The sequence below is a fragment of the Actinacidiphila bryophytorum genome, from assembly GCF_016916835.1.
In the GTDB taxonomy this organism is placed as follows: Bacteria; Actinomycetota; Actinomycetes; order Streptomycetales; family Streptomycetaceae; genus Actinacidiphila; species Actinacidiphila bryophytorum.
Genome location: NZ_JAFFIX010000010.1, coordinates 85,161 through 105,179 on the forward strand (window position 1 = coordinate 85,161; position 20,019 = coordinate 105,179).

14 protein-coding genes and 2 pseudogenes are annotated in these 20,019 nt (G+C 74.5%); 6 read left to right on the forward strand and 10 right to left on the reverse strand.

What is annotated here, in order from left to right; all coding sequences use genetic code 11:
• Positions 1-7: 7 nt before the first annotated feature.
• From JT723_RS16910 to JT723_RS16925, 4 genes are all read right to left on the reverse strand, one after another.
• Complete coding sequence (locus tag JT723_RS16910; protein WP_205045473.1) at positions 8-1,486, reverse strand: VWA domain-containing protein; 1,479 nt, start codon at positions 1,484-1,486, stop codon at positions 8-10.
• Positions 1,483-2,871 (reverse strand): hypothetical protein, encoded by a 1,389-nt coding sequence (locus JT723_RS16915; RefSeq protein WP_205045621.1) that lies wholly within the window; start codon positions 2,869-2,871, stop codon positions 1,483-1,485. The genes JT723_RS16910 and JT723_RS16915 overlap by 4 nt, the downstream gene beginning before the upstream one ends.
• Positions 2,871-3,374 (reverse strand): hypothetical protein, encoded by a 504-nt coding sequence (locus JT723_RS16920; RefSeq protein ID WP_205045474.1) that lies wholly within the window; start codon positions 3,372-3,374, stop codon positions 2,871-2,873. Before JT723_RS16920 ends, JT723_RS16915 begins: the two co-directional genes overlap by 1 nt.
• A 519-nt stretch (positions 3,375-3,893) precedes the next feature.
• Positions 3,894-6,482, reverse strand: a complete 2,589-nt coding sequence (locus tag JT723_RS16925) for a glycoside hydrolase family 3 C-terminal domain-containing protein (RefSeq protein WP_205045622.1) — start codon at positions 6,480-6,482, stop codon at positions 3,894-3,896.
• 413 nt (positions 6,483-6,895) lie between these two features.
• Here JT723_RS16925 and JT723_RS36440 point away from each other — a divergent pair.
• The 3 genes and pseudogenes from JT723_RS36440 to JT723_RS16935 all read left to right on the forward strand — a co-directional run.
• Positions 6,896-7,381: pseudogene (locus JT723_RS36440) on the forward strand (discoidin domain-containing protein); the annotation flags it as partial.
• A gap of 903 nt (positions 7,382-8,284) precedes the next feature.
• A pseudogene (locus tag JT723_RS36445) lies at positions 8,285-9,940 on the forward strand (discoidin domain-containing protein); the annotation flags it as partial.
• A 171-nt stretch (positions 9,941-10,111) separates the two neighbouring features.
• Positions 10,112-11,164, forward strand: a complete 1,053-nt coding sequence (locus tag JT723_RS16935; RefSeq protein ID WP_205045476.1) for a LacI family DNA-binding transcriptional regulator — start codon at positions 10,112-10,114, stop codon at positions 11,162-11,164.
• A gap of 27 nt (positions 11,165-11,191) precedes the next feature.
• Here the strand turns inward: JT723_RS16935 and JT723_RS16940 are convergent, their stop codons facing one another.
• From JT723_RS16940 to JT723_RS16965, 6 genes are all read right to left on the reverse strand, one after another.
• The gene (locus tag JT723_RS16940) at positions 11,192-11,980 is read right to left on the reverse strand and encodes a 4'-phosphopantetheinyl transferase family protein (protein ID WP_251513662.1); all 789 of its coding nucleotides are present in this window, start codon (positions 11,978-11,980) and stop codon (positions 11,192-11,194) included.
• Positions 11,977-12,843 (reverse strand): metallophosphoesterase family protein, encoded by an 867-nt coding sequence (locus JT723_RS16945; protein WP_205045478.1) that lies wholly within the window; start codon positions 12,841-12,843, stop codon positions 11,977-11,979. Before JT723_RS16945 ends, JT723_RS16940 begins: the two co-directional genes overlap by 4 nt.
• The gene (gene sigJ, locus JT723_RS16950; RefSeq protein WP_205045479.1) at positions 12,840-13,826 is read right to left on the reverse strand and encodes an RNA polymerase sigma factor SigJ; all 987 of its coding nucleotides are present in this window, start codon (positions 13,824-13,826) and stop codon (positions 12,840-12,842) included. The genes JT723_RS16945 and sigJ overlap by 4 nt, the downstream gene beginning before the upstream one ends.
• 3 nt (positions 13,827-13,829) lie before the next feature.
• Entirely contained in the window at positions 13,830-14,246 is a 417-nt protein-coding gene (locus JT723_RS16955; protein WP_205045480.1) for an RNA-binding S4 domain-containing protein, read from the reverse strand.
• A gap of 75 nt (positions 14,247-14,321) precedes the next feature.
• Positions 14,322-15,071: an SDR family NAD(P)-dependent oxidoreductase gene (locus tag JT723_RS16960; RefSeq protein WP_205045481.1), complete on the reverse strand. Its 750-nt coding sequence runs from the start codon at positions 15,069-15,071 to the stop codon at positions 14,322-14,324.
• Positions 15,072-15,207: 136 nt separating this feature from the next.
• On the reverse strand, positions 15,208-16,464 hold the full coding sequence (locus JT723_RS16965; protein WP_205045482.1) for a phosphodiester glycosidase family protein: 1,257 nt from the start codon (positions 16,462-16,464) through the stop codon (positions 15,208-15,210).
• Between the two features lie 189 nt (positions 16,465-16,653).
• On the opposite strand from JT723_RS16965, the gene JT723_RS16970 reads away from it, so the two are divergent.
• The 3 genes from JT723_RS16970 (at position 16,654) to JT723_RS16980 (ending at position 20,018) form a co-directional block, all read left to right on the forward strand.
• Positions 16,654-17,658, forward strand: coding sequence for a phosphotransferase family protein (locus tag JT723_RS16970; RefSeq protein ID WP_251513659.1), 1,005 nt, complete (start codon positions 16,654-16,656; stop codon positions 17,656-17,658).
• Between the two features lie 160 nt (positions 17,659-17,818).
• The gene (locus tag JT723_RS16975; RefSeq protein WP_205045483.1) at positions 17,819-19,282 is read left to right on the forward strand and encodes an MFS transporter; all 1,464 of its coding nucleotides are present in this window, start codon (positions 17,819-17,821) and stop codon (positions 19,280-19,282) included.
• Positions 19,283-19,403: 121 nt separating this feature from the next.
• A complete protein-coding gene (locus JT723_RS16980; RefSeq protein WP_205045484.1) occupies positions 19,404-20,018 on the forward strand; it encodes a TetR-like C-terminal domain-containing protein in 615 nt (204 codons plus the stop codon).
• Position 20,019: the final 1 nt, after the last annotated feature.

Consider the following 20,019-nt stretch of genomic DNA (forward strand, 5'->3'; position numbering starts at 1 on the left):
AGCCTTTCTAGGCGAGGAAGGTCTTGAGTTCGTGGACGAGCTTGCGGATGTGGCCGGAGAGCACGGGGGTGCCGAGGTCCTTGAAGCGCTCCCGGAACCACGGGTTGACGCTGCCCCGGCCCGAGCTGGTCACCGAGCCGACGGGGATGAACTTCGCGCCCGAGCGGTGGACGGCGGCCATGCTCGCGAAGAGCGGCTCCGTCTGCCATTCGTAGAAGTCGGAGATCCACACCACGGCGGTGTTGCGCGGCTCGGCGATCTTCGGCTGCGCCAGGGCCATGGCCACGGTGCCGTCGGTGCCGCCGCCGAGGTTGGTGCGCAGCAGCGTCTCGAAGGGGTCGTGCACCCACGGGGTGAGGTCGAGCGCCTGGGTGTCGTACGCGATCAGGTGCACGTCGACCCTCGGCAGCCCGGCGAAGATCGACGCCAGGATGGTGCAGTTGACCATCGAGTCCACCATGGAGCCCGACTGGTCGACCACCACGATCAGCCGCTGCGGGGTCGTACGCCGGGCGGTGTGGCGGTAGTAGAGCCGGTCGACGTAGAGCTGCTGCTCCTCGGGGCTCCAGTTGGTGAGGTTCTTCCAGATGGTGCGGTCCAGGTCCAGGTTGCGGAAGACCCGCTTCGGCGGGATCGAGCGGTCGACCGCGCCGACGGTGGCCTTCTCCACCTGGGTGCGCAGCACTTCGGCGACCTCGTCGACGAAACGCCGGATCAGCGCCTTGGCGTTGGCCAGTGCCAGGCCCGACAGGTTGTCCTTGTCGCGCAGCAGCTGCTCGATCAGCGACATGCTCGGCGTCAGCTGCGAGGCGAGCCGCGGGTCGGCCAGGACCTCGCGCAGGTGCATCCGCTTGACCAGGTCGGCTTCGATCGCGCCCAGTTCCGGGCCGATCGCCGGGACGAGCCGGCTCAGGTCCGGGGTCCTGCCCCCGCCGCCGCTGCCGTACGGGCTCACGCCGCGTCCGCCGCCTCCCCCGGAGCCGCCGGCCGCGCCGGACCCGCGGCCGCTGCCGCCCGCCGCCCGGCCCCCGCGCAGCTCGCCCGGCGCGCAGCCGAGCGCGCGCTCCAGCCAGCCCGCGTCGGACTGCCACCGGGCCAGCTGACCCGCGGTGACCGTGCCGCTGCCGGTCGCGAACACGTTGAGCAGCACCTTCGAGACCAGGGCGGCCCTGCGCACCTCGGCAGCCCGGTCCCGCGCGCCGGCGTCCGGCTCGCCGTCGCCCGGTTCGCCGTCCTGGGGCGGCAGCATCAGGCCGTCGAACTCGGCGGCCAGGTCCGGGTGGCGCTGCACCACGGAGTCCACGGACGCCTGCGGGTCGAGCAGCGCCGGCGGCAGGCCGAGGTCCTCGACCACGGCCAGGCTCGCCGACTCCAGCGCCGGCTGCTCCTCGGGGTCGAACAGCCGGGCGAGCAGCCGCCAGTAGACGACCTGGCGGCGCGCCTCGTGGGAGGGCGGCTGCATTCCCTGTGCACTGTGCCCGGTCATTTGCGCAGCAGCCTTCCCGCGCGCTCCCGCAGCACCGCCGCCGCGTCCGTGGCGGCCTTCTCCGCCTTCACGCCCGCCTTGTCCGCGGTGCCGCCCGCCCACGCCCCCGCCTGCACGGCGACGGGCTTCTTGCGCACGGTCGTCTCCACGGCCAGCGGCTGCACGAGGAAGGAGCCGGCGTCCCAGCGCAGCAGCCCGATGCAGGCCACCGACGCGGCGACCGCCTCCGGGGTGAGCGGTCCTGCCGCGGGTATCCGGTCGGTGTCCACGGCCAGCCGCTGCCCGGCCAGCGCGAACACCAGCCCCTCGTCACCCGTCTCCGCCGTGTATCCCTCCAGGAAGACCGGGACCGCGATACGTGCCGGGTGCCGGTCCAGCGGTGCGGTCGGCCCGCCTGCGGCCGTGGGCAGAGCCACCCGGGCGGTGCTGAACGCGTCGGCCGCCTCGCCCTGCCGCGCGTACGCGTCACTCCACAGCAGGTCGCCCTCCGCGGTGACCGGCATGCCGACCAGGTCCATCGAGCGGCCCTCGCTGACCGCGGCCAGCAGCGACATGTGCGGCCGCAGCAGCTGCCACAGGCCCGCGCCGACGACCGTGTCGGGCTTGGGCGCCGACACGCTCGCCCGCACCAGCAGCGGTGTGCCGCCGTCCGCGGGCTCGAACACCCCGTGCACCTGGGCCTGCACGGCCGTCGCGTGCTCGTGCAGGTCCACGCCCAGCGGCAGCAGCCGCCCCGTCGCAGTGCCGGCCGGCGCCGCGGCGGTCGCGCCGGGCAGCGTCAGCAGCATCCCGCGGGACCACAGGTCCGCCCAGCGGCGGGCCGGGACCCGCTCCAGCGCGGAACCCGGGCAGGACGCGGCCAGTTCGGCCGCGAAACCGTCCAGCAGGGCCGCCTGGCGGCGCAGCGCCGGGTCGGGCAGCATCGCGCCGACCACCTGCGCGGCACCCGAGACCACGTCGTGGTCGATGCCGCGCCAGCCACAGCGCGCCAGGTCCGCAAGCCACGACCGGGCCGCCGCCAGCACGCCCGCCGGCTGCTGCGCGGCAGGCGCCGGTGCCGTCCACTCACCCGGCGTACGGCCCGCCGCCTGCTGCACGCGGTCCGTCAGCGCGTCGTGGACCGACCCGAGCAGTGCGCTGCGGGCGGCGGCCAGCGCCACGAAGTGGTCCTCGTCCGCGGCGCCCGCCACCGCCTTCTCCGCCGCCTCCGCCACCTTGGCGGCCAGCGGTGTCCCCGCGACCGCCGCGGCCAGCCCCGCCAGGCCCGCGGCCTGCGCCGGCTGCGGGCGCAGCAGCCCGCCGACGAGCACCTCGTCGAAAGCGGCCACGGCCGCCAGCGCCTCGTCGAGCCCGTCGACCGGGTCCGCGAGCAGGTCGGCCCGCATCATGCCACCCCCCTCGTCGGCGGGAACCACTGCATCTCCGGCAGTGGGGCGGTGGTCGGGGCCAGCTCCAGATACGCCAGGTGGCGCAGGAAGCGGCTGAACACCGGGGCGGCGGCCGCGCGGTCGCCCTGCGCCGGGCGGGCCGCGCTCATCGCGCCGTGCAGCTCGATCACGCCCGGCTCCCCGTCCGGCAGGTCCACCCGCATGTAGCGGGCGACCCGCTCGACCCCGTACTGCAGCACCGCCTCGCCGATCAGCGCGCGGATGTGGTTGCAGAAGTAGCCGCGGGCGCCGCCGCAGGGGCGGTTGTTGTTGGTGCTGCACGCGAAGGTGAAGCCGGCCGCCTCCACCGAGGAGACGTAGACCCGCTCGATGTCCGAGCCGCTGGAGACCACTCCCTGCAGCCGCCCGTCGGCCAACTCCACGAAGGGCACCTTCGCGAGCCTGCGCGCCCGTGCGGGCGGAACCACCCGCACGGTGCTCGACCTCTCCCAGTCCGACAACGCGTCATCTCCTCTGCACCAGGGGGATGTCCACGCCAGATGGGCGGGACACGACCGAACGTAGCTCCCCCCACTGACAACGCCGATCTTGATCGGCGCTCCCCCACTCCCCCCGCACCCCGCGGGCGCCCCCCGCCCCGGAACCACCGCCCGGTGGCCGGCACCCTCCCGTGCAAGGGCACCCGTACGCCTGGCGGCGAACATTTTTCAGGGCCGCGGGGAACTGCGCGACCAGCCCACCACCCGCGCGCGGGTCGTCACCGAGGCGAAGGGTCAGTTCGGTCCGCCCCGGACCACCGGCCGGCGGGCGAAGCGAGTGGGGGCACCCCCAGGCGAAGCCCTGGGGGAGGCTGAGCGCGCAGTTCCCCGCGCCCCTGGGGGGTGCCCTCGCCGGGCAGCGGCAACCCCCGCCGGGGCGCGGGTCGGTTCGGGGGCGGGTCACCGGCCGGCGGGGGGATGGAGGCACCCCGCAGGATGCGGAGGGGCGTCCCCCGTGTCAGGGGCGGGGGACGCCCCGGATCAGGGGGTCAGGGGGGCGGTCAGGGGGTGGTGCGCGGCGGACGGGCCCGCGTGGAAGGTGTACGGGTGGGGGCGGGGCACCCAGCCGGCGTCACCCGGGGACCAGCGTTCCAGAGTGCGGGGCTCGATGGGAACCTCGGCGACCACCGACTCGCCGGGAGCCGCGTGCACGGCCGCGTAACCGGCCAGCCGCAGCGTACCGTCGTCGTGGTCGTCCGGGCCGGTGGTCAGGTACACCTGGACGACCTCCCGGCCGGGCCGCGCACCGGTGTTGCGCACGCTCACCAGGGCGAGGGCGCCCTGCGAGGCGGCGCGGACGGTCAGCGACTCGTACTCCCACGTCGTGTAGCCCAGTCCGTGGCCGAACCAGTACGCGGGGGCCGCGCCCGCCCGGCGCCAGGCCCGGTGACCGAGGTACGGGCCTTCCGCGTAGTCGAGCACCCCGGCGGACGGCGCGGTGGCGGGCAGCGGCGCCCCCTCCGCCGCCGCGGCCCACGTGGTGGGGAGCCGCCCGCCGGGCTCGGCGCGGCCGAAGAGCACGTCGGCCAGGCCGTGCCCGGCCTCCTGGCCGGGGAACCAGCACAGCAGCACCGCGGGAGCGCTCTCCCGCCAGGGCAGTTCGACCGGCCCGCCGGAGTTGACGATCACCACGGTCCGCGGGTTGGCCGCGGCCACCGCGGCGACCAGTTCGTCCTGGCGGCCGGGCAGCGCGAGCGAGGGGCGGTCGAAGCCCTCGCTCTCGATCTCGTCGGTGGTGCCGACCACCACGACGGCCGCGTCGGCGCCGCGAGCGCAGGCGACGGCCTCGGCGAGCGCCTGGTCCTCGTCCGCGCGCGGCGGATCCGCGGCGAGTGCCACGGCAAGGCCCTGCTCGGGCGCCAGCTCCCTGGTGGCGACCAGGTGCAGCGGCTCGCCGGGGGCGACCTTGCGGACGGCGGTGCGGAAGGACGGCGCGACGTGCACATAGGTCGGGTCGTCGGATTCGGCGGCGACATGCGTGTCGATGAGCGGTTCGCCGTCCGCGTGCAGGGTGACCGCGCCGAGGCCGACCACGGCGAAGCGCCACTCCCCCGGGACGGTGACGGCGACCAGGGCGCTGACCTCGACTGCGGCCGCGGTGCGGGCGAGTTCGGGCGCGTCGCCCGGCTCCAGGATGCGGCCGCTGAGGCGGTGCTCTGCGCAGACCTCGGTGCCGTCCGCGGCGAGGTAGCGGACCAGCACTCCGGGCTCGCCGGTGCGCGGGTTGCGGGAGTTGCCGGGGTGCAGCGGGGTGGGCCGGGTGTCGAGGGTGACGCCCTCGGCGTACACGACCTCGGTCCCGGTGCCGGAGAGCGCTTCCCTGATCCCGTCGAGCGGCGAGACGACGGCCGCGGGGAAGACCCCGGCGCTTCCGCCGCCCTGCACCCGCGCGGCGGCGGCGTTCGGCCCGATGACCGCCAACCGCCGGACAGCGCGCGGCGGTTCCACCGCAGGGACGGCGCCGCCGGTGTCCGCGCCGGGCAGCCCCCCGGCCGTACCGCCCGGCGCGGAGTACGGTGCCGCGCCGGGCGAGGCGCCCGGCGCGGGGCTCAGCGGCAGCAGCCCGCCCTCGTTGCGCAGCAGCACGCACCCGGCGGCCACGGCCCGCCGCAGCAGCCCGCGCGGGTCGGCGGGCGCGGGGGCGGGCGGGGGCGGCGGGAAGCCGTCGAGCGCACCGACCCGCGCGGCCAGCCGCAGCAGCCGCAGCACCTTGTCGTCGATCGCGGCGACGGGCACCCTGCCCTCGCGCACCGCGGCCACCAGCGGCTCGCCCCACAGCGGGTGCGGCCCCGGCATGGCCAGGTCCTGCGACGCGCCCGCGGCGCCCTCGGTGCTGCGGACCGCCCCCCAGTCGGAGACGACCACCCCGTCGAAGCCCCATGAGCCCTTCAACGGCTCGTCCAGCAGCGGGCTTTCCGACATGGTGACGCCGTTGACCCGGTTGTACGCGGACATCACCACCCACACCCCGGCCCGCACGGCGGCCTCGAAGGGCGCCAGGTAGACCTCGTACAGGGTGCGTTCGTCGACGCGGGCGTCGAGGGTGAGCCGGTCGGTCTCGGAGTCGTTGGCGACGTAGTGCTTGGCCGTGGCGGCGACCCCGCCGGCCTGGACGCCGCGGATGTAGGCGGCGGCGGTGCGCCCGGTCAGCAGCGGGTCCTCCGCGTAGCACTCGAAGTGCCGCCCGGCGGCGGGCGTTCGGTGCAGGTTGAGCGTCGGGGCGAGCAGGATGTGGATGCCCTTGCGGCGGGCCTCCGCGGCGAGCAGCCCGCCCAGCGCGGTGACCAGGTCCTCGTCCCAGGTCGCGGCGAGCGCGGTGGCGGAGGGCAGCAGGAGGGCGGTGTCGCGCTCATCCCACTTCTCGCCGCGTACGCCGGCCGGCCCGTCGGACACGCCCATCTCCCGCAGTCCGAGGGCCGGTTCCCGTTGCGTACGGAAGGTGCCCGCGCCGGACAGCAGCCGTATCCTGGCGGGCAGGTCGAGCCGTGCGACGAGGGCGTCGATCTGCCCGTCGCCGATCGGAGGCGTGTCGGCGGGCTGCGGGGCGGACACGGACCCGGGGGTGATCATGGTCATCCCTTCATGGCCTCCTGCCGGGCGCCGCCCGCTGCGTGACGGCCCATCGGCAGGGAGGCCGCGGTGAGGGGCGGGCTGGGGACGAGCGTCGCGAGAGGACAGGGGCAACAACTGGGAGAGCGCTCTCCCAGTACGCGTACACTCGCCTGCCCGCGGTCCGCATGTCAAGCCCCGCCCGGCCACGAGCGCCGGACGTCCGTCCCGACAGCCGCCACATTCCGGTACATGACGGCCACTTGCCCCACCCTCACCGGACCGGTCGCGTCGCATCCCTTGACACCCCGGAAACGCAGCGGCAACCATCAGGGCCACTGAGAGAGCGCTCTCCCAGATATCTCCCACCCTCTCCCCCTCCCCGCCCTCTCTCCCCGTCTCTCTCCTCCCACCCCCCACCGCTGGAGTCCGCCATGAGAGCGTCGCCCTCGGCACGCCTGCGAGCGGGAGCCCTTCCTCCCCCGCTGCGTGCCGCCTTCCTCCTGCTGCTGGCCGTCGGCCTCGCGCTGTACGCGCTGGCGGTCCCCACCACACCCGCCCACGCCGCCGACACCCTGCTCTCCCAGGGCCGGCCCGCGACCGCCTCCTCCACCGAGGGCGCCGGCTACCCCGCCTCCGCCGCCGTGGACGGCGACGCGGGCACCCGCTGGGCCAGCGCCTGGGCCGACCCGCAGTGGCTGCAGGTCGACCTGGGCGCGACGTCCACGGTCAGCAAGGTGGTCCTCACCTGGGAGAACCACGCGTCGGCCTACCAGATCCAGGTCTCCGACGACGCCTCGCACTGGACGCAGGTGTACTCCACGACGACCGGCGCCGCGGGCACCGAGACGCTGGCGGTCAGCGGCTCGGGCCGCTACGTGCGGATGTACGGCACCGCCCGCAGCAACGGCTACGGCTACTCGCTGTGGGAGTTCCAGGTCTACGGCACCGCCGGCAGCGGCGGCAGCACCGGCGGTGACGACGGCGGCAGCACCGGCACCCCGCCGCCCGGCGACTGGACGACCGTGTGGAGCGACGACTTCAACGGCGCCGCCGGCACCTCCCCCGACGCGGGCAACTGGATCACCGACACCGGCACCGCCTACCCCGGCGGCCCCGCGAACTGGGGCACCGGCGAGGTCGAGACCGCCACCAACTCCCCCGCCAACGTGGGGCTCGACGGCAGCGGCCACCTCAACCTGACGGCGCTGAAGTCGGGTACGGCGTGGACGTCGGGACGCATCGAGACCAAGCGCACCGACTTCACCGCGCCGGCCGGCGGCCGGCTGCAGATCTCGGCTACCCTCAAGCAGCCCTCGGTGGCCAACGCGCTCGGCTACTGGCCCTCCTTCCGGGCGATGGGCGCCGACTACCGCGGCAACCTGGCGTCCTGGCCGGCCGTCGGGGAGAGCGACATCATGGAGGACGTCAACGGCCGCAACCAGCTGTCGGCGACCCTGCACTGCGGGACCGCACCGGGCGGCAACTGCTCCGAGTACAACGGCCTGACCAGCGGCCTGGCGACCTGCACGGGCTGCCAGAGCGGCTACCACACCTACTCGGAGATCGTCGACCGCACCACCTCCGACGAGCAGATCCGCTGGTATCTCGACGGCAACCAGGTGTGGCAGGTCAGCGAGTCGCAGGTCGGGGTATCCACCTGGAACGCAGCGGTGCACCACGGGGTGTACGTCGACTTCAGCCTGCGCATCGGCGGTTCGTACCCGAACGCGGTGTGCGGCTGCACCTCACCGGCCGCCGACACCTCCTCGGGCGGTGTGCTGAGCATCGACAACGTGACGGTGTCGCAGACCACCGGCAGCGCCCCCGCCCCGCTGACCGACCCGCCGGTGCCGACGGCGCCGAGCAGTGTGCACGTGACCGGCAGCCAGGGCAACTGGCAGCTGACGGTGGACGGAAAGCCGTACCAGGTGCGCGGGATGACCTGGGGCCCCGCCAACACCACGGCCGACTCGCACATGCGGGACCTGAAGTCGATGGGTGTCAACACGCTGCGCACCTGGGGGACGGACGCGAGCAGCAAGCCGCTGCTGGACGCGGCCGCCGCCTACGGTCTGAAGGTCGTCAACGGCTTCTGGCTGAACCAGGGTGCGGACTACGTCAACGACACGGCGTACAAGACGAACACCCTCAACGACATCAAGAACTGGGTGACCACGTACAAGAACCATCCGGGCGTGCTGATGTGGGACGTCGGCAACGAGGTGATCCTGACCACGCAGGACCACTACTCGGGGGCAGCGATCGAACAGCAGCGGATCGCGTACGCGCAGTTCGTGGAGCAGGTGGTGCAGGCGATCCACGCGATCGACCCGAACCACCCGGTGACGTCGACCGACGCGTGGACGGGCGCGTGGCCGTACTACAAGCAGTACACGCCCTCGCTCGACCTCTATGCGGTCAACTCCTACGGCGCGGTCTGCAATGTCAAGCAGGACTGGATCAACGGCGGTTACAGCAAGCCCTACATCGTGACCGAGTCCGGTGAGGCCGGCGAGTGGGAGGTGCCGAACGACGCCAACGGGGTGCCGACGGAGCCGACGGACGTGCAGAAGCGCGACGCCTACCTGTCCGCGTGGAACTGCATCGTCGGGCACACCGGTGTCGGGCTCGGCGCGACGATGTTCCACTACGGCGACGAGAACGACTTCGGCGGTGTGTGGTTCAACGTCCGCCCCAGCGGCTGGAAGCGGCTCGCGTACTACTCGGTGGCCAAGGACTACGGCGGGTCGCCGCAGGCGAACACCCCGCCGGTGATCAGCTCGATGACGGTGGCGAACAGCGGATCGGTGCCGGCCGGCGGGCAGTTCTCGGTGTCGGCCGCGGCGAGTGACCCGCAGGGCGACCCGATCAGGTACCAGCTGATGTACTCCTCGAAGTACGTGGACAACGGCACCGGGCTGCACCAGGTGGACTTCACGCAGACCGGGAACGGGCAGTTCACGGTGACCGCGCCGAAGACGCTCGGGGTGTGGAAGGTGTACGTGTACGCCTTCGACGGGCACGGCAACGTCGGGATCGAGACCAAGTCCTTCCGGGTGGTGGCCCCGCAGGTCGGCGGCACCAACGTGGCGCTGGGCAAGCCCACGACGGCGTCGTCGTACCAGAGCGATCCGACGGGCGGCTGCCCCTGCACACCGGCCATGGCCACCGACGGGAACATGGGCACCCGGTGGGCGAGCGACTGGAGCGACCCGCAGTGGATCCAGGTGGACCTGGGTGCGAACACCGCCGTCAAGCACGTGCAGTTGGCGTGGGAGGCGGCCTATGGCAAGGCGTACCAGGTGCAGTTGTCGAACGACGGCAGCAACTGGACCAACGTCTACTCCACCTCGACCGGCACGGGCGGCGTCGACACCCTCGACGTCAGCGGCTCCGGGCGCTACGTGCGGGTGACCATCGGTCAGCGCGGGACGGCGTACGGCGATTCGCTGTACGAGTTCGGGGTCTACGCGTGACCGGCCGGTGGGCCGGCCGCCGGTGACCGGGCCGGGAGCGACCGGCAGGACCGGATGAGACAGGGGCGGGGCGCGGCAGGCCTGTGGGGGGCTGCCGTACCCCGCCCCATCGCGCTGTGGCCTGCACCGGGACCCGGAGAGCGCTCTCCCGCCCATGGTATAACTGCACGCATGACGAGCAGCCGTCCGGCGGGGCCACGCCAGCCCACTCTGGAAGACGTCGCCCGGTCGGCCGGGGTGTCGCGGGCGACGGTCTCGCGGGTGGTCAACGGGACGCGGAATGTGGACCCGGAGATCCAGCGGATCGTCCAGGAGGCGGTGGCGGCCACCGGTTACGTGCCCAACCGGGCGGCCAGGACCCTGGTCACCCGGCGCACCGACTCGGTGGCCCTGGTCTTCTCGGTGCCGGCCCACCGCACCGCGGACGACCCCTTCCTCGGCCAGGTGTTCAGCGACCCCTTCTTCGGGCGGGTGGTCGGCGGCCTGCTGACGGTGCTGCGCCCGCGCGGGGTGCACCCGGTGCTGATGCTCGCCGACTCCGAGGACGCCCGGCACACCCTGGTGGCCAACCTGCGCCAGGAGCACATCGACGGGGTGGCGCTGGTGTCGATAGCACCGGGCGACTCGCTGCCCTTCCTGCTGACCGAGGCGGGCCTGCCGACGGTGCTGTTCGCGCGGCCCTCGACGCCGATCCCGATCAGTTACGTGGACGTGGCGCAGCAGGCGGGCGCGCGGCTGGCGGCGGAAAGGCTGCTGGCCCGCGGGTGCCGGCGGATCACCACGGTCGCCGGCCCCTTCGACTCGCCGGCCGGGCAGGACCGGCTCGCCGGTTTCCGTGCGGCGATGGCCGAGCACGGGCATGCGTATGTGCCCAGCGTTGAGGGCAGTTTCACGCAGGTCGGCGGCGAGCGGGCGATGCGCGAGCTGCTGGAGCGCTACCCCGACACCGACGGGGTCTTCGTCGCCAACGACCTGATGGCGCAGGGCGCGCTGCTGGTGCTGCGGGACCAGGGGCGGCGGGTGCCCGAGGACGTGGCGGTGATCGGCTTCGACGACAGCAGCGCGGCGCTCGCCTCCCGGCCGCTGCTGACCACGATCCGGCAGCCGGTGGAGGACATGGCGGCGGAGATGGCGCGGCTGCTGATGGCGCTGATCGACGACCCGTCGCAGCAGACCCGTTCGGTGATCTTCAAGACGTCGCTGGTGGAGCGGGACTCCGCCTGACGCCCGGCCGGCGGCCCGCGGCCGCGGTCACGCGGCGGGCGCGCCGTCCTCGGCCGGGACGGCGATGGCAGTCGCCAGCAGGCCGTCACGGACGATCCAGCGGCCGGTGAAGACCTCGGGGCCGACGCCGTCGGCGAGCAGCGGCCCGGGCAGCAGCACTCGGGCGGTGTAGCCGCCGAGGCCGGTGACGGCCAGGGCCTCCCCACCGGGCGCGCGCCGGTCCGCCGTGCCGGCATCCGTACCCGTACCCGTACCCGTACCCGTGTCCGTCCCGTCCGGCCCGGCGGTGAACAGGAGTTCGGCTTCCTGGAAGCTGAGGAAGCGGTGGTGGTAGGGATACCAGGCCTTGTAGACGGTCTCCTTGGCGCTGAAGAACAGCCGGTCCCAGTGGATGTCCGGTGCGCGCAGGGCGAGTTCGGCGAGCGCGGCCCGTTCCGCGTCGGTGGCGACGATCGCGTCGAGGACGCCGTCGGGCAGCCGGTCGTGGGGTTCGGCGTCGATGCCGAGGGTGAGGATGTCGGTGCTGCGGGCGACGGCGGCGGCGCGGTAGCCCTCGCAGTGGGTGATGCTGCCGACCACGCCGGCCGGCCACTGCGGGGCGCCCCGGTGCGGGTCGCGCAGCAGCGGTCCCGGCGGGACGCCCAGGCGGGCGAGGGCGGCGCGGGCGCAGGCACGCCCTGCGGCGTATTCGTGCCGCCGCTTGGGGACGGCGCGGGCGACGGCCGCGATCTCCTCGGGGTGCAGGGGCGCCTGGTCCAGCTCGGTGCCGTAGGCCGCACGGGAGAAGGCGCCTGCGGGCAGCAGGTGTTCGATCACCGGCGGGCCGCCCGGCGGGGGCCTTCGAGGATGCGCCGGGGTCCCTGGGGGCCGGAGGCGCGGCGGCCCCATTCGCGGGGGTAGCCGAGCGAGACCTCGGTGAAGCGGACGCCGTCGCGCCAGATGACCCGGGGGATGTGGAGGTGGCCGTAGACGACCTCGGCGGCGCGGTAGCGGGTGTGCCACTGCTCGGTCAGCTCGGTGCCGCACCACAGGGCGAACTCGGGGTGGTGGAGGATCTCGGTGGGTTCGCGGTGCAGCGGCCAGTGGTTGGCCAGCACGGTGGGCAGGGCGGGGTCGAGCGCGTCGAGGCGGCGGGCGGTCTCGGCGACCCTGGCGCGGCACCAGTCGTCGAGCCCTTCGAGCGGGTCGGGGTGCAGCAGCATCTCGTCGGTGCAGACGACGCCGGCGGCGCGGGCCTTCGCGAGCGCCTCGTCCTTGGTGCCGGCGCCGGGGGTGCCGTCACGCCAGGTGTAGTCGTAGAGCAGGAACATCGGGACGACCGCGACGGGCCCCTGCGGCCCCTCCCACAGCGGGTAGGGGTCCTCGGGGGTGATCACGCCGAGGGCGCGGGCCTGCTCGACCAGGTGGCGGTAGCGGTCCTGGCCGCGCAGCTGGACGGGGTCGCCGGGCGGTGTCCACAGCTCGTGGTTGCCGGGCAGCCAGATGACGGTGGAGAAGTGCCGGGTGAGGGTGCTCAGCGCCCAGGTGATGTCGGTGGTGCGCTCGGCGACGTCGCCCGCGACGAGAAGCCAGTCGTCGTCGTGCTCCGGCCGCAGCTGCTCGACGATCTCCCGGTTGGCCGCGTATCCGACGTGCAGGTCGCTGATGGCGAGCAGGTGCGCGCCGTCAGGGCCGGTCATGAGGACTCCCGTTGCTGGTCGCGGTCGTGCTCCTGGTCGCGGTCGTGTTGCCCGGCGCCGCGGTCGTGTTGCCCGGCGCCGTCGTGTTCCCGGTCGCGGTCCCGTTCCCGGGCGGCGAGGCGGGTGAGCTTGTCGGGGTTGAGCACGGCGAAGACCCCGTGGATGACGCCGTCCTCGATGTCGAGCAGGACGAGCTGGTCCTTGCCGTCGACGGTGAGCCACAGCGCGGGCTGGCCGTTGCTCTCGGTGAGCCGGGCTGTGTCGATGGGGAAGCGGCGGGCGAGGCCGAGGACGAAGGCGATGACCCGGTCGCGGCCGGCGATGGGGTTCAGGGCGGCGCGGGCGCGGCCGCCGCCGTCGTTCCATGCGGTGACGTCCTCGCTGAGCATGCCGGTGAGCGCGTCGAGGTCGCCGCCGCGTGCGGCGTCCAGGAAGCGGGTGAGGAGTCTGGCGTGGTCCTCGCCGGTGGGCCGGAAGCGGTCGCCGCGGGCGGCGGCGAGCCGGGTGGTGGCGCGGTGGTGCAGCTGGCGGCAGTTGGCCGCGGTGCCGCCGACGATGGCGGCGATGGCGTCGTAGGGCATCTCGAAGGCCTCGCGGAGCACGAAGGCGGCCCGCTCCGGCGGGGTGAGCTGCTCCATCAGGTACAGCGTGGCGTAGGAGAGGGTGTCGCGCAGTTCCGCGGTGTCCAGCGGCCCGAGTTCGCCGGTGTCGGCGGGCTCCGGCAGCCAGGGGCCGACGTAGGCCTCGCGGGTGGCGCGGGCGGAGCGGAGCTGGTCGAGGGCGAGCCGGGAGACGACGGTGACGAGGAAGGCGCGCGGTTCGCGTACCTGGTCGCGGTCGGTGCGGGTCCAGCGCAGATACGCCTCCTGCACGACGTCCTCGGCGTCCCACATGCTGCCGAGCAGCCGGTAGCCGAGGCCGAGCAGCAGCGGGCGGTACTGCTCGAAGAGGGACTCGGGTGCGTCGGCGGTGACGGCGGCCACGGGTCAGCCTCCGGTGCGGGGGCGGGCCGAGCCGTGCAGCCGCAGCCTTTCCAGGTCGCGCCGGTCGCGCTTGGTGGGGCGTCCTGCGCCGCGGTCGCGCAGGCCCAGGGCGAGGACGTCCTCGCGGGGCGGCGGGGGCGGGCTGTTGTCCACGAAGCAGTCGGCGGCGATGGCGGCGCCGACCCGCTTGTTCAGCACCTTGGACACCACGACGATCCGCTCGCGCCCCGCGTGGTGCAGCCGCACCTCGTCGCCCGGCTTGACGGACTGGGCGGGCTTGACCCGCTCGCCGTTGACCCGGACGTGCCCGGCGCGGCACGCGGCGGCGGCCAGCGAGCGGGTCTTGGTGAGCCGTACGCACCAGATCCAGCTGTCGACCCGCACGCTCCCGGCGTGCCCTTCCTGTGCAGCAGCTGCCATACCTGTGAGCCTAACGCGGCGGGCGGCGGCAGCACACGGTGTTTCCCGCGGGGCGCGGGGGTACTCCCGCGCCGGTCAGCGGCCCAGTGCGGCGCCGCCGTTGACGTGCAGGATCTGCGCGGTGGTGTACGCGGCGGCCGGCGCCGCCAGGTACTGCACGGCGGCGGCGATCTCGGCGGGGTGCCCGGGCTGCCCGGTGAGGGACTGGGCGACCCGGGAGGCGACGAACTCCGGGGTGGCGCGGTCGCCGAAGAACTCGGTCCCGCCGACGAAGCCGGGCGCCACCGCGTTGACGGTGATGCCGTCGGCGCCGACGCGCTGGGCCAGTTCGAAGGTGTAGGCGTGCACGGCGGCCTTGGCGCCGCCGTAGGAGCCGGGGCCGCGCAGGGCGGCGATGGAGGACATGTGGACGATGCGGCCGCCGGGCCTGCTGATGTGCGGCAGCAGGGCCTCGGTGAGCAGGACCGCGGTCAGCACGTTGGCGTGGAAGTTGCGCAGGTAGCCGTCGGCGATGCCTTCGAGGGTGCCGTCGTGGCCGGCGGCGACGTTGCCGCCGGCGTTGGTGACCAGGACGTCGACCGGGCCGCCCGCGGTGATGTGGGCGGCGGCTGCGCGGACCTGGGCGGGGTCGGAGAGGTCGGCGGCGAAGTGGTCGGCGAGGCCCTTGCCGCAGGTGTCCTCGATCTCCTGTGCCGCGGTGCGCAGGACGTCCTCGCGGCGGCCGATGAGGGTGACGTGTTCGCCGTCGGCGGCGAAGGCGGCCGCGGTGGCCCTGCCGATTCCGGTGCCGCCGCCCGACACCACGACGCGACGCTGCTGAGCCACGGTCCCACTCCTCTGCCCGTTCCGACATGTGAATCTCGGTCACATACGGATATGAACGCTAGGCAGCGGCGCCGGTCGTGTCAACCGCCCCCGGTCCCGGGCCGGGAGGCGGCACGGCCCGCGGCGGGCAGGCCGCTCAGCGGGCGTAGACCGCCACGAAGTCACGGGTGGCCTGGGTGTAGTAGCGGTCCGGCGGGTCCTCGAAGTCAAGGATGTTGGTGGGCTTGGGGTCGGCCGGGGTGCGGCTGCCGTCGTAGGACATGAAGGACGGCCAGGCCCTGTTCATGTCCAGCGGCATGGCGCGCACCGCACCGGCCCGCTGCATCAGCTGCGCCAGCGTCTGCGCGGACAGCGCCTGGCCGACGACCATGACGACGTCGCCCTGCGCGGTGACGCCGACGCCGGAGCGCGGCACGTACATCCGGCTCTGGTCACTGACGCCCCACTTGGAGTCGTCGCCGATGTCGGGGACGACCCGGCCGCCGTCGACCATCAGCTCCAGGCACTGGCGTACGCCCGTGACGTCGGGCGTCATGCGCACGTCGCGGCCCCACACGCCGATGCGGATGGAGCCGTCGCGGTAGAAGACCTCGGAGGCGGCGCCGTCGCGCAGCTCGCCCGCGGTGCGGCCGTCGAGGTAGAAGCCGCCGCGCGAGCCGCCGTCGGTGATGCGGAAGCCGCCGTTCCAGGTGGCGACAAGGCCGGTGCGCTGCCCCTCGGGGATGGTCGGCGGCACGTCGAAGGTGCCGCCGGGCTCGCGGAAGCCGGGGTGCAGCTGGAAGCGGGAGTACTTGCCGCTGATCCAGGCCACGGCGGCCTCGTAGGAGGTGTGCTCGCCGTCGGGGCGCACATAGGTGCCCTGCACGATCGGCTGGCCGTGGGCCGCGGCCAGCGTGCGGTAGACGCCCTCGCCGGGCAGCGCCGGGCTGACCAGCGGCCGCATCGGGTCGCGCAGCGGGACCAGCGGCTGGGCGGGGACATGGGCCGGGGTGGGGACGGTGCCCTGGGTGGCCTTCATCCGGGCGAGGGCGTCGGCGGGCAGGTCGCCGCCGACCTTCGGCGGGTTCATCGAGTACTGCATGTCCTCCAGCTTGTTCACCACGAAGCCGAGTTCGTGGTCGCGCGCCCATTCGGCGAGGCGGGCCGCCGTGCTGTCCTTGCCGGGGTAGGTCAGGGCCTGGCCGACGGACCAGCCGAGGGTGCCGACGCAGACCACGCAGACCCCGGTGATCCCGCGGGTGACCAGCCGGCGGCGGCGCAGCTGCTCCGGGGTGAGGTCGCGGCGGTGCTTCCACGGCAGCAGCCGGCGCCGGCGGCGGCCGGTGGCGGCGCCCGTGCCGCCCGCGTTCGCCGCCTGCCCCTCCGGCCGCGGCTCGGTGGTCTGCTGGCTCATCCCGGTCCTTCCCCGCTGTCACGTCCCCGCTGTCCTGATCTTCCGCTGATCTGCCTGTCCGACCGGGGCGGAGCCCAATCCCCGCGGCGCGAGAAGCACCCGCCCGCCGCAGCCCCGGCACCCTGGCGGGTGTACGTCCGCGGCGGCGGCACGGCGGCGTAGGGTGCCCCAGGACGAAGGGGGCGGCCGGTGGCGGTGCACGCGGTGGACGACGGGGCGGTGGACGCACTGCTGGCCAGGGGCGGTGTCGACGCGCGGCGGGTGGTCGCGCGGACGGCGCTGACCGGCGGGACGTACAACGCCCTCTACGGCGTGGAACTGGACGACGGCAGCCGGCTGGTCCTGAAGGTCCCGCCGCCGCCCGCCCGGCCCCGGCTGCGCTACGAGGCGGAACTGCTGTGCGGCGAGGCGCTCTTCTACGAGTCCGCCGCCGCGGTGGGGGTGCCCGCGCCGCGGGTGGTGCACAACGAGTGGGCCGAGGACGCCGCCGAGCCGCCCTTCCTGCTGATGACGCACGCGACCGGGGTGCCGTGGTACGAGGTCGCCGGGTCGCTCGCGGCAGGCGAGAAGCAGCGGCTGCGCGAGGAGCTGGGCGCCCTGGTGGGGCGGTTGCACACGGTGCGCGGCCCCGGCTTCGGCTACCCGGCGCAGAGCGTGGCCCCGCTGACCGACCGCTGGGCGCCGGCCTTCGAGGCGATGACACGCACCATCCTCGACGACGCCGAGGCCTTCGGGTCCTGGCTGCCGCGGCCCGCGGGCGGGATACGGGCGGTGCTGGCGGGCGGGGCCGCGGCGCTGGCCGAGGTGACGGAGCCCGCGCTGGTCCACTACGACCTGTGGCCCGGCAACGTCCTGCTGGACGGTGCGCCGGGGTCGCGTACGGTCGGCGCGCTCATCGACGGCGAGCGGATGTTCTGGGGCGACCCGCTGGCGGACTTCGCCTCGCTGTCGCTGATGGACGACCCGGCCGAGGACGACCCGGCCTTCCTGGCCGGCTACGGGGCGGCCGGCGGGCGGACGTCCTTCGACGCGGCGGCCAGGGTCCGACTGGCCCTCTACCGCTGCTACCTGTACCTGATCATGCTGGCGGAGACGGTGCCGCGCGGCGCGGAGGGCGAACGCCTCACCTGGGTCAGGGACTTCACCGCGCCGCGGCTGACCGCCGCCCTGGACGCGGTCGCCGCCGGCAGCTGACCCCCACGCTGTAAAGGGCGCAGGCTTCCGCCCTTCACGCTGTCCGCATGCACCCGGCCCTGTGGGGCAGCTTGCCCCACAGCCAACTTTCGGGGCATTCTGTTCCATAGATGCGGGGCATCATGCCCCACTTCCCCGAGCACGGGACAGGAGACCTCCCATGACCGACACCCGCCCGCCGTCCGTGCGGGCCGCAGCGGGGCGGCCGGCGTCCCGCAAGGGACTGGCGCTGACCCTGATCGCGCTGGCGCAGATGATGGTCGTCCTCGACGTCTCGGTCGTGAACGTGGCCCTGCCGTCCATCCAGCACGCCCTGGACTTCTCCCCCGCCCACCTGGAGTGGGTCGTCAACGCCTACGCGCTGGCCTTCGGCGGCCTGCTGCTGCTCGGCGGTCGCGTCGCCGACCGCTACGGCCGCCGCAGGACCTTCGCCGCGGGCGCCGCCCTGCTCACCGCGGCCTCGCTGCTCGGCGGCCTGGCCACCGGCCAGGCCTGGCTGCTCGCCGCCAGGACCGCGCAGGGCGTCGCGGGCGCGCTCATCGCCCCCGCCGCACTGGCCCTGCTGACCGCCACCTTCGCGGAGGGCGCAGAGCGCAACCGGGCGATGGGCGTCTACGGAGCCGTCTCCGGGGTCGGCGGCGCGCTGGGCAATGTGCTCGGCGGGGTCTTCACCGACGAGCTGAGCTGGCGCTGGGTGCTCTTCATCAACGTGCCCGTCGGCGCCTTCGTGCTGGTCGCGGCCCCGCTCGCCTTCCGCGAGTCGAAGCCGGCCGCCGGGCGCCTGGACCTGCCGGGCGCGAGCACCGCAACGGGCGGCATGTCGCTGGTGGTCTACGGGCTGATCAACGCCGCCTCGCACTCCTGGGGCAGCGCGGCCACCGTGGCGCCGCTGGCGGCGGGCGCGGCCCTGCTCGCGGCCTTCCTGGTGATCGAGGTGCGCTCGCGCACCCCGCTGATGCCGCTGCGGATCTTCGCCGACCGCAACCGGTCGGGCGCCTTCGCGGTGATGCTCGCGGTCGGCTCCTCGCTGATCGTGCTGTTCTACTTCCTCACCCTCTTCCTGCAGGTCGTGCTGCGCTTCAGCCCGCTCAGGACCGGCTTCTCCTTCCTCGCCTTCGCCGTCGGCGCTGCGGTGTGCGCGACGGCGAGCAGCGCCCTGGTGGGCCGCACCGGACCGCGGGCGCTGCTGACCGCGGGCACCGCGGTCTCGGCGGGCGGGATGCTGTGGCTGTCCAGGATCGACGCGCACAGCACCTACGGCGCCGACGTCTTCGGCCCGCTGCTGATCGGCGGCTGCGGGCTCGGGCTGTGCTTCGTACCGCTGGCCCTGACCGCGGTCGCCGGGGTCAGGGGCGAGGAGAGCGGGGTGGCCTCGGCGCTGCTGAACACCGCCCAGCAGGTCGGCGGCGCCCTCGGGCTCGCGGTGCTGGGCACCGTCGCGGCGACCGCGACCCGGCACCGGCTGGCGCAGCCCGGCGCCGACCCGGCCGGCGCGCTCGTGCACGGCTACGGGGTGGGCTTCCTGGTGGCCGGCTGCGTCCTGCTGGGCGCCGCGGCCGTCGCGGCGCTGGCCATCCGGGTGCCGGCCGGGCAGCGGGACGCGGCGGTGCCTGCCGTGCTGTGACCCGGGGGCCCGCGGGCTCACGGCAGGGTGCCCGCGGGCCGTCGGCGCCGCGGCCCGGCGCGTCCCCTACCGTAGGGAGCCGCCCGGGGTGGCCCGGGCGGGCGAGAGAAGGGGAGCGGCGATGTCCACGTCCTCCGCTGCGTACGGGCCGCCGGGCACGCCCGGGCGCGGCCCCGACCCGCGCGCGGCAAGGAGCAGGGCCGCGGCCCTGGCCGCCGCGCAGGAGCTGCTGGTGGAGCAGGGGTGGGCCGCGGTGACGCATGTCGCGGTGGCCGCCCGCAGCGGGGTCGGGCGCACCACCCTCTACCGGCACTGGCCCGACACCTCCGGCATGCTGCGGGACGCGGTCGTGCAGCGCATACAGGCCGCGCACATCACCCCGTCCGGCGACCTGCGCGCGGACCTGGTGGGCGAGCTGGACGCGCTGCGCCGGCTGCTGCACGACCCGGTGAGCGAGCACGGGATGCGGGCGGTCATCGAGCGGGCCGGGGTGGACCCGGTCTTCGCCCGGCTCAAGCAGGAGCTGTACGCGGCCGGTTCGCGGGTGCAGCGGGAGATCCTGGAGCGGGCGCGGGCTGCGGGCGAGCTGCCCGCGGACCTCGACGTGGACCTGGCGGTCGACCGGCTCGCGGGCCCGCTGGTCTACCGGCGGCTGCTGGCCGGGGCGGAGTTCGGCACCGACGTGGTGCAGGCGGTCGTGGACGGCTTCCTGGCCGCGGAGGCGCCGCGCGGCTGAG